This is a genomic window from Streptomyces sp. NPDC096339 (assembly GCF_044762985.1).
In the GTDB taxonomy this organism is placed as follows: Bacteria; Actinomycetota; Actinomycetes; order Streptomycetales; family Streptomycetaceae; genus Streptomyces.
On sequence record NZ_JBIWFI010000041.1, the window covers coordinates 903 to 7,188 of the forward strand.

6 protein-coding genes are annotated in these 6,286 nt (G+C 70.6%); 2 read left to right on the forward strand and 4 right to left on the reverse strand.

Annotated features, from left to right (window positions below):
• The first annotated feature begins 112 nt into the window (after positions 1 to 112).
• Entirely contained in the window at positions 113 to 1,120 is a 1,008-nt protein-coding gene (gene coaA, locus ACIQ5Y_RS34090; protein ID WP_403889510.1) for a type I pantothenate kinase, read from the forward strand.
• A 27-nt stretch (positions 1,121 to 1,147) separates the two neighbouring features.
• Positions 1,148 to 2,128 carry a DUF389 domain-containing protein gene (locus ACIQ5Y_RS34095; protein ID WP_403889513.1) on the forward strand — a complete coding sequence of 327 codons (981 nt, stop codon included), beginning with the start codon at positions 1,148 to 1,150 and terminating at the stop codon, positions 2,126 to 2,128.
• Here ACIQ5Y_RS34095 and glmM read toward each other — a convergent pair.
• The 4 genes from glmM to ACIQ5Y_RS34115 form a co-directional block, all read right to left on the reverse strand.
• Complete coding sequence (glmM, locus tag ACIQ5Y_RS34100; protein WP_403889516.1) at positions 2,125 to 3,483, reverse strand: phosphoglucosamine mutase; 1,359 nt, start codon at positions 3,481 to 3,483, stop codon at positions 2,125 to 2,127. The two genes, ACIQ5Y_RS34095 and glmM, sit on opposite strands and share 4 nt — an antisense overlap.
• Positions 3,484 to 3,617: 134 nt before the next feature.
• On the reverse strand, positions 3,618 to 4,133 hold the full coding sequence (gene rpsI, locus ACIQ5Y_RS34105; RefSeq protein WP_030773858.1) for a 30S ribosomal protein S9: 516 nt from the start codon (positions 4,131 to 4,133) through the stop codon (positions 3,618 to 3,620).
• A gap of 42 nt (positions 4,134 to 4,175) precedes the next feature.
• On the reverse strand, positions 4,176 to 4,619 hold the full coding sequence (gene rplM / locus ACIQ5Y_RS34110; protein ID WP_384585710.1) for a 50S ribosomal protein L13: 444 nt from the start codon (positions 4,617 to 4,619) through the stop codon (positions 4,176 to 4,178).
• A 236-nt stretch (positions 4,620 to 4,855) separates the two neighbouring features.
• Complete coding sequence (locus ACIQ5Y_RS34115) at positions 4,856 to 6,115, reverse strand: glycosyltransferase family 87 protein (RefSeq protein WP_403889520.1); 1,260 nt, start codon at positions 6,113 to 6,115, stop codon at positions 4,856 to 4,858.
• Positions 6,116 to 6,286: the final 171 nt, after the last annotated feature.

Below are 6,286 nucleotides of genomic sequence, written 5' to 3' on the forward strand. Positions count from 1 at the left end.
CCCCCCGGCCCCCGCCCGGTCACGTGACCGACCACACCACCCACAACCGCCTCCGAGCCCCGACAATGGCGGTGTGATCACTTCGCCGCCACGAAGCACGCCAGACAGCGCAATGGAGCGCCCCGGCCAGGACGGGCACCCCACTCGCCCCGCCCACCGCCGGGGCCCCGACGCCTCGCCCTACCTCGACCTCACCCGCGCCGAGTGGAGCGCGCTGCGCGAGCGGACGCCGCTGCCGCTAACCGCCGAGGAAGTGGAGCGGCTGCGCGGCCTCGGTGACGTCATCGACCTCGACGAGGTCCGCGACGTGTACCTGCCGCTCTCGCGCCTGCTCAACCTCTACGTCGGCGCCACCAGCAACCTCCGCGGCACCCTGAACACCTTCCTGGGCGACGCGGGCAACGGCCACGGCGCGCAAGCGGGCACTCCCTTCGTCATAGGGGTCGCCGGTTCGGTCGCCGTCGGGAAGTCGACCGTGGCCCGTCTGCTCCAGGCCCTGCTCGCCCGCTGGCCCGAGCACCCGCGGGTGGAGCTGGTCACCACCGACGGGTTCCTCTACCCGATGAAGGAGCTCCAGCGGCGCGGGCTCACCTCCCGCAAGGGCTTCCCGGAGTCCTACGACCGCCGAGCGCTCACCCGGTTCGTCGCCGACATCAAGGCCGGCAAGGACGAGGTGCGGGCCCCCGTCTACTCGCACCTGATCTACGACATCGTGCCGGGCGAGGAGCTCGTCGTACGCCGCCCGGACATCCTCATCGTCGAGGGCCTGAACGTGCTCCAGCCGGCCCTCCCGGGGACGGACGGCCGCACCCGCGTCGCCCTCGCCGACTACTTCGACTTCAGCGTGTACGTGGACGCGCGCCCCGAGGACATCGAGCGCTGGTACCTGGGCCGCTTCCGGAAGCTGCGCGAGACCGCCTTCCAGAATCCTTTCTCCTACTTCCGCAAGTACACCCAGGTCTCCGAGGAGGAGGCCATGGAGTACGCGCAGACGATGTGGCGCACCGTCAACAAGCCCAATCTGCTGGAGAACGTGGCCCCCACCCGCGGCCGCGCCACCCTGGTCGTGCGCAAGGGACCGGACCACAAGGTCCAGAAGTTGAGCCTGCGCAAGCTCTGAGGGCCTTCCAGTGGCTAGGGTGCGCCAATGCTGCATTTGCGGATGATCACCCCGCACCACCTGACCGAGCGGGTGGTGGACCTGATCGACGGGACGGTGGGAACCACCCATCTCGTCGTGCTGACCGGCGCCGCCCGCGACCCCGAGGGCGATCTCGTGCTGTGCGACGTCGCCCGCGAGGCGGCCGACGAGCTGCTGCAGGAGATGCGCGCCCTGGGGATCGACAAGAGCGGTTCCATCGCCGTCGAGAACATCGACCTGTCGATCTCCCGGCGCGCCGACGACGCCGAGGAGGAGGCGCCGGGCGAGGCGGCCGACGCGGTGGTCTGGGAGCAGCTCTCCGAGTCGACGCACGAGGAGTCCACCCTCACGATCACCTACAGCGCCTTCATGATCGTGGCGACGATGATCGCGGCCTGCGGCGTGGTCCTCGACAACGCGATCCTGATCGTGGGCGCCATGGCGGTCGGCCCCGAGTTCGGCCCGCTCGCCGGCATCTGCACGGGCCTGGTGCAGCGCAAACCCAGGCTCGCCGGGCGCTCGCTCTTCGCGCTGGTGGTCGGCTTCACCGCGGCGATCGTGGCGACGACGGTCTTCAGCCTGGGGATGGACGCGGTCGGCCTGTTCGAGGAGAGCATGCTCGACAGCCCCCGCCCGAACACGAGCTTCGTCTGGCAGCCCGACCCGTTCTCCTTCGTCGTGGCGCTGCTGGCCGGGGTGGCCGGGATGCTGTCGCTGACCTCGGCGAAGGCCGGTGCGCTGGTCGGCGTGGCGATCTCGGTGACCACCGTGCCGGCGGGCGCCAACGCGGCCGTGGCGCTCAGCTACGGGGACCTGGCCCAGATGTGGGGCTCGGGCATCCAGCTGGCGATCAACCTGGGCGGCATCATCCTGTCGGGCACGCTCACCCTCATCGCCTGGAAAATGCTGTGGCGCACCCAGCACGGCCGGATGGTCCGGAAGCCGGGTGCGCCACGAGGCACGGAAGGCGCGGGCGGGGCGGGTTAGCCCAGCGCCGACTTCACCACGTCGGCGAGCCGCCCGGCCACGGCGCGGGCCTGCTCGATGTCAGCGGCCTCGACCATCACCCGTACGAGGGGCTCGGTGCCCGACGGACGCAGCAGCACCCGCCCGGTGCTGCCCAGCTCGCGCTCGGCGTCGGCCACCGCCGCGGCCAGCTCGGCCGAGGTCGTGACCCGGGACTTGTCCACGTCGGGGACGTTGATCAGCACCTGCGGCAGCCGCTCCATGACCCCGGCCAGCTCCGCCAGGGACTTGCCGGTGGCCGAGACCCGCGCCGCGAGCAGCAGGCCGGTCAGCGTGCCGTCGCCGGTGGTCGCGTGGTCGAGGATGATCACGTGGCCGGACTGCTCGCCGCCGAGCGCGTAGCCGTGCTCCTTCATGGCCTCCAGCACGTACCGGTCGCCGACCCCGGTCTGCACGACCTGGATGCCCGCGCCCTCCATGGCCAGCTTGAAGCCCAGGTTGGACATGACGGTGCCGACCACGGTGTTCTCGCGCAGCTGCCCCGCCTCGCGCATGGCCAGGGCCAGCACCGCGAGGATCTGGTCGCCGTCGACCTCGGCGCCGGTGCCGTCCACGGCCAGGCAGCGGTCGGCGTCGCCGTCGTGCGCGATGCCGAAGTCGGCGCCGTGCTCGACGACGGCCGCCTTGAGCAGGTCGAGGTGGGTGGAGCCGCAGCCGTCGTTGATGTTCAGGCCGTCCGGCTCGGCGCCGATCGTGACGATCTCCGCGCCGGCCCGGGCGAAGGCCTCGGGCGAGACGTAGGAGGCCGCGCCGTGCGCCTCGTCCAGGACGACCTTCAGGCCGTCGAGGCGGTTGGGCAGGGCGCCGATCAGGTGGGCGACGTACTTCTCGAAGCCCTCGTTGTAGTCCGAGACCCGGCCGACGCCGGCGCCGGTGGGCCGGTCCCAGGGAGCGCCGGTGCGGTGCTCCTCGTAGACGGCCTCGATACGGTCCTCCAGCTCGTCCGCGAGCTTGTGGCCGCCGCGCGCGAAGAACTTGATGCCGTTGTCGGGCATGGCGTTGTGGCTGGCGGAGAGCATCACGCCGAGGTCGGCACCCAGCGCACCGGTGAGATACGCCACCGCCGGGGTGGGCAGCACACCGACGCGCAGGACGTCCACGCCCGCGCTCGCGAGGCCCGCGACGACCGCGGCCTCGAGGAATTCGCCGGAGGCCCTGGGGTCCCGGCCGACGACCGCGGTCGCCCGGTGACCCGCGAAGGTCCCCGCCTCGGCCAGTACGTGGGCAGCCGCGACCGAGAGGCCGAGCGCGAGCTCAGCCGTCAGATCCGCGTTGGCGACGCCGCGAACACCATCCGTCCCGAAGAGTCGTCCCACTGTTGTCCTCCCGAGTTTTCGCTTCGCATGTGACCGGTTGTGACAGGTATTTGCCGCTTGGGCGGTAAACGAACCGCCCCGGCAGCACAAAGAGTGCTGCCGGGGCGGTTTCGTTGCAGAACAGCAGGCGCAGATTAACGCTTGCTGTACTGCGGAGCCTTACGGGCCTTCTTGAGACCGGCCTTCTTGCGCTCGACCGCACGGTCGTCGCGGGAGAGGAAGCCGGCCTTCTTCAGCGCCGGGCGGTTGTTGTCCACGTCCGCCTCGTTCAGCGCACGGGCCACACCGAGGCGCAGGGCACCGGCCTGGCCGGAGACGCCGCCACCCGAGATGCGGGCGATGACGTCGTAACGGCCGTCGAGCTCGAGGAGCTTGAAGGGCTCGTTGACTTCCTGCTGGTGCACCTTGTTGGGGAAGTAGTCCTCAAGGGTGCGACCGTTGATCTTCCACTTGCCGGTGCCCGGAACGATCCGGACGCGGGCGATGGCGTTCTTGCGACGGCCCAGGCCGGCGGCCGGCTGGGGGTCACCGAAGCGACCGGCAAGGGACTCGGAGGTGTAGTCGCCCTCGACGACGACCTCGGACTCGGTGGTGTACTCCTCGACGCCCTCGAACTCGTCGACGGGGGTCTCGGCGGTGGTCTCGGCCACGATGCTCCTCAGAATTTTCTACGTCTTAGGGGGTGGCCGGAACTACTGCGCGACCTGGGTGATCTCGAACGGCACCGGCTGCTGCGCAGCGTGGGGGTGCTGGTCGCCCGAGTAGACCTTCAGCTTCGAGAGCATCTGACGGCCCAGGGTGTTCTTGGGGAGCATGCCCTTGACGGCCTTCTCGACGGCCTTCTCCGGGTTGTCACGGAGCAGGTCGTCGTAACGCACGGAGCGGAGACCGCCCGGGAAGCCGGAGTGGCGGTACGCCATCTTCTGCGACGCCTTGTTGCCGGACAGGTGGACCTTGTCGGCGTTGATGACGATGACGAAGTCGCCCATGTCCATGTGGGGGGCGTAGGTCGGCTTGTGCTTGCCCTTGAGGAGGGCAGCGGCCTGGGTCGCCAGACGGCCGAGGACAACGTCCTGGGCGTCGATGACGAGCCACTGGCGCGAGATGTCGCCGGGCTTGGGGCTGAACGTACGCACGCGTATGCCTTCGCTTCTTCAGTGGTGGGTCATCCCATAGGGCACGAGCCCCTCGGGAAGGGTCCTGACAGGGTCACCACGGACGATCACGACAGCCCTCGTTCACATCGGGGACGCACCCGAGTGAAAACCGCTGGTCATCGGTCCGGTGGACCGGCGTAAGGCCCTTTCACGTGAGAATGAGAAAGCCAATACGCATAACAAACCAGCAGGATACCCAAGCAGACCCGTACGGGTCAAAACGCGGTCCGCGATGCCGATTCTGCTGGCGTCGCGGCGCACTCCGGTTCGGTCCTGGGTGGGGACCCCGCAGTTGTTACGGGCTCCAGAGTAACCCGACCTGGGCTCAGCGCACGACGCGCCAGCAGAACCGCGAGCCCGCAGAGCGTGGCGCAGTCCTTGAAGGCACGCCGTTTGTGGGCCAGCTCGGAGGGCCACGGGATCAGCGCCACCTGGGGCGTGAGGGCCAGCCAGAACAAGGGCGAGCGGGGCATCGAGCCCTCCCGCACCGCGGAGGCCAGCAGCAGCGGCAGCACCACCAGCAGGTAGTGGTCGAAGGAGGGACGGGAGACCAGGAATGCGGCGAGCATCACCATGCAGGCCGTCTCCACCAGCCGCAGCTCGCCCCCGTCGGCCCCGTCAGGCCGCCTCCACCGCGTCCAGGCCGCCCACAGCCCCGCCCCGGCCCCCGCGAACGCCACCGCCACGGCCACCGGCTCCGGGACCCCCAGCCGCGGCAGCACCGCGATCGGCGAGGCGTCCCAGGGCAGCGCGTAGGCGTCCTGCCCGCCCAGCAGGAACGGCAGGGTCTTGGTGAAGAACAGCGAAGGGCTCGGCATCAGCAGCGCCCCCGCCAGCGAGACGCCCAGCGGCACCAGCACGGCCGCCGCCAGCCCCCGCCACTGCCGGGCGAAGAGGAACAGCACCCCGACCGGCACCAGCATCGGCTTGCAGGCGATCGCCAGCCCGACCACCAGCCCGGCCGCCCCCCACGCCCGCCGGCGCGCCAGCAGCAGCGCCACCGGCAGGGCCGCCGCCGAGATGGCCGTCCAGTTGCCGATCAGCACGAGGTTCACGTACGGCTTGTAGGCCAGGGCGAAGACGGCGAAGCCGACGACCGCGAACCGGGAGCGCAGCGGCACCGAGAACAGCCGCAGCGCGGCCAGCCAGCCGATCCCCAGCAGCCCCGACATCCCGACGGGCAGCACCCACCGCAGCACCTCCTGCGGCAGCAGCGCCTCCGGCACCGCCATCAGCACGGCGCTGGGGAGGTACAGGAACCGCTTGTCCTCGTACGGGGACCCGCCCGCCAGCAGCGTCTCGGCCGCCTTCACCACGAAGGCGTTGTCCGAGCCCCAGTTCGCCCGCAGGCTCGTGGAGACGCAGATCCCGAGCACCACGGCGAGCGAGGCGAGCCGCCAGGGCAGGGAGGCGGGCCGCAGCAGCCAGTCGACCAGCCGGTTCCCGGAGTCCCGGACGCGGGCGTCCCACTTCATCAGCCAGATCCCAGGCCGCAGCCGCCCCACAGTGCTCTCCTTTTCGACGCCCCCCTCGGGCGTCAGCGCTTGCGCTCGACTCGCCGCTCGTCCCGGACGGGCTCCGCAGTCCGTTTCCCCACGCCCCCCTCGCACCCCTCGGCCCCGGAGGGCCTCACGGGCTTCGGGCGG

Coding starts and splice junctions, on each gene's coding strand:
- coaA (WP_403889510.1), top strand. CDS start 113: ATGGAGCGCCCCGGCCAGGACGGGCACCCCACTCGCCCCGCCCACCGC.
- ACIQ5Y_RS34095 (WP_403889513.1), top strand. CDS start 1,148: ATGCTGCATTTGCGGATGATCACCCCGCACCACCTGACCGAGCGGGTG.
- ACIQ5Y_RS34115 (WP_403889520.1), bottom strand. CDS start 6,115: ATGAAGTGGGACGCCCGCGTCCGGGACTCCGGGAACCGGCTGGTCGAC.